This window comes from Colwellia sp. BRX10-4, assembly GCF_014077465.1.
Classification (GTDB): Bacteria; Pseudomonadota; Gammaproteobacteria; order Enterobacterales; family Alteromonadaceae; genus Colwellia_A.
The window spans coordinates 1-2,652 of sequence record NZ_JACGVZ010000066.1 but is presented as its reverse complement, the minus strand read 5'-3'; the positions used below and the strand labels follow the sequence as shown (position 1 = coordinate 2,652).

Annotated in this window: 5 protein-coding genes; all 5 read right to left on the bottom strand. The window is 34.2% G+C overall.

Annotation, left to right across the window (positions count from 1 at the left end):
* Window positions 1–35: 35 nt before the first annotated feature.
* The 5 genes from H4J67_RS19725 to H4J67_RS19705 all read right to left on the bottom strand — a co-directional run bounded on the left by H4J67_RS19725 (window position 36) and on the right by H4J67_RS19705 (window position 2,315).
* Complete coding sequence (locus H4J67_RS19725) at window positions 36–308, bottom strand: hypothetical protein (RefSeq protein WP_182204828.1); 273 nt, start codon at window positions 306–308, stop codon at window positions 36–38.
* A gap of 44 nt (window positions 309–352) precedes the next feature.
* Window positions 353–652: a hypothetical protein gene (locus tag H4J67_RS19720; RefSeq protein ID WP_182204826.1), complete on the bottom strand. Its 300-nt coding sequence runs from the start codon at window positions 650–652 to the stop codon at window positions 353–355.
* Window positions 653–767: 115 nt separating this feature from the next.
* Window positions 768–1,298 carry a hypothetical protein gene (locus H4J67_RS19715; protein ID WP_182204823.1) on the bottom strand — a complete coding sequence of 177 codons (531 nt, stop codon included), beginning with the start codon at window positions 1,296–1,298 and terminating at the stop codon, window positions 768–770.
* Between the two features lie 131 nt (window positions 1,299–1,429).
* Window positions 1,430–2,017 carry a hypothetical protein gene (locus H4J67_RS19710; RefSeq protein ID WP_182204820.1) on the bottom strand — a complete coding sequence of 196 codons (588 nt, stop codon included), beginning with the start codon at window positions 2,015–2,017 and terminating at the stop codon, window positions 1,430–1,432.
* Between the two features lie 13 nt (window positions 2,018–2,030).
* Window positions 2,031–2,315 carry a hypothetical protein gene (locus H4J67_RS19705; protein WP_182204817.1) on the bottom strand — a complete coding sequence of 95 codons (285 nt, stop codon included), beginning with the start codon at window positions 2,313–2,315 and terminating at the stop codon, window positions 2,031–2,033.
* Window positions 2,316–2,652 lie beyond the last annotated feature (337 nt).

Here is a 2,652-nt window from a genome sequence, read left to right as displayed (position 1 = left end):
CAACTGTTTTTTGTCCGTTTGAATGCCTTGTTAGGTTAATCTAGCTTCTTTAGTCGCATAGATAATAAAACAAGTAATCCGCCCATAATACCTGTAGAAACACCTCCAGTGAGACCAAGGGATATAATGAATGGCTTTAAAATAAATAACGATAATACAAGAGCAGGTATAAATAAAATAGCGGCCACTTTAAAATTTATAAATGATTTAAATGGTTCAGAGCAATGAGGGCATACTTTAACTTTGCCAAATTTATTCAAAGTTTTAGAAAATAGACTTATTTTTTTATCGCAATGTGGACACTTCAATGTGAATCCTCCTTATTAACCTAACGCCCCTCTTGAAATTCTTGTTAGGTGTTTCTACCCACAAGTATCTGTTCTTTAACATTGTTTGAGATATTAACCCAAGTTGTATCATTATTTAAGACTAAATTAATACTGATATTTTTTGCGACTTTAACAATGTGATGAAACCAATCGGAATGACACCATTCTCTTGGGGCAGGAGATTTAAATGCTTTAAGCTCATCGTCCCAATTAACTTCCGCAGCTTCACGATAAATATATTGGTAATCAGGCTTTCCTCCACTAGCTAAGACAACAATCAATTGATCATTTTCAAGTATCTCAACCTTTTCGATAACTTTCATGCTCGATAAACACCCAACGCCCTGTTAACAGGCAATAAAATAGTTGGCTAAAATTAGCGAAGAAGGAGCAAAAGCCAACTGTTTTTTGTCATTGTTTAACAGGTTGTTAGGCGAATTAACTGCCACCGTACTTCTTGTTTGCTTTAAATGCTTCAACTTCTAAAGGAGCATTGGAATATCCATATTTTGCCAAATCAGATAAATGCTGAAAAATGATTTTGTCCAAGCTTGACCTTTCGATTTGTAATACGTGAACAAGTTCGTGTGCTAATTTGGGGGTATCAAGTTCATATCCCTTTCTAACGTATATTGAGTAGCCAAAAACTTGGGCATTATTAATAATATTTTCGCCGATAAAACCTAACGACAACCCCATTTTCTTTAAACCTTCATTTTCATAAGGGTACGGAACTCTATCAACGTAAACGATTTTGACTTTTTCAGGAAATTTAATCCCGACATCACTAGCTAAATTAAGTCCTTTTTTATCTAAAGGTATACCTATCTTTATTCCTTTTTTATCGACTTCATGCGCCCACTCGATATATTGTGGCAACAATTGCTCAAAAGCTCCTATAGCCTCGTTATTTGCATTAGCTTGCCAAGATATCAGGCTTGCAAAAGTTAAACTCATTATTATTTTCATAGTATCCTTTATTAAATGTAAGGCATTCGCCTAACGCCCTATTAAGAGGCTTTTAATTGTTGGTTATAATGTGAAGCGAAGCGGAACCTAACCAACAATTAAAAGCCCTGCTTGAATGGCTTATTATAACGTTACCCGATTTCATCACCTAATAGCTCTAGATTATTTATAAACCGTTCTGCAATAGCTTTAATTGCTATCGGAATTTCTTTTGAATCAGCTCGATAAGAAACTTCAACCTGTATTGCTGTATTTTTATTTGCAGGGTGCCTGCAAATATTTCCTATAGTATTGTAATATTGGAAGCTTTTTCGGCTTTTACTCTTGCTTTGATGATCTTCAGCTACTGTTTTATAACTGAAACAACTATTTCCTTTGAAAGTTATAAAGTTATTTTCTACAACACGATTAAACCACCTTTCTTTATCATTATTTTTGTATCGCTCAGCTATAATAGACTCTAAAAAATCGTTATCCTTATCGAACTCACCAACCCAAAATAAATTAATATTTGCAATTACACTATCAGTGCTGGTTGGGATAGTACCAAAAGTAATACTATTTTGAGAATGTTGAATTAAATACCAACCTAGTTCATTGGGTGAGTATATTTTTGCTCCTAAAATTTCGTATTTACCATTAATCTTTGCTTTTGGATATGGGGGCGAAGAGACGCACCCCACTAAGATTAGTATTAGAAAAACACCTATATATTTCATTATTGATCCATACTTAAAATTCATGTCCATTTGTTGATATTAACTTTTCAATTTCATTTTTTTCCAAACTTGAATCAGAACAATGAACATAGCCTTTAACTTGTGAAACTATGTACCCTTCTCCTGCAACAGTATTGTAGGAACTCTCTTCTACTTCAAAATTTTCAAAATCCTTTTCGTTACATAACTCCTTCGCTCTTTTATTCCATGTATTCCATACGCCTGAAAAGTTAGTCCAAGGTGCAAAGTTAGTTTTTACTGTCAATCGGTATAAACCGGAGACTAATTTAGTATCCAAAAAGCCTCCACCCAAATGATTAGCGCCATCTTCATTTAAGTTATGATATGAAGCACATGAAGAAACAAATAGAACTAACAATAAACATTGAAAAAACCTTGATTTACATCTACTCATTCGATTCATACACCTACGTTATAACGCCCTATTAAGCAGCGCGAAATTGTTGGCTAAAATGCGAGGAACGAAGCTAGCCAACTGTTTAGCGTCCGTCTTGAATAGCTTGTTATATCTGGCTTACATGGCAAACACTTAAGTTACCAAGAACAATAAAAGGTTAAAGCGTGGAATGAGTAGATTTAAAAAACCTTTCGCCACTTTGCTACTAAACGTGAAT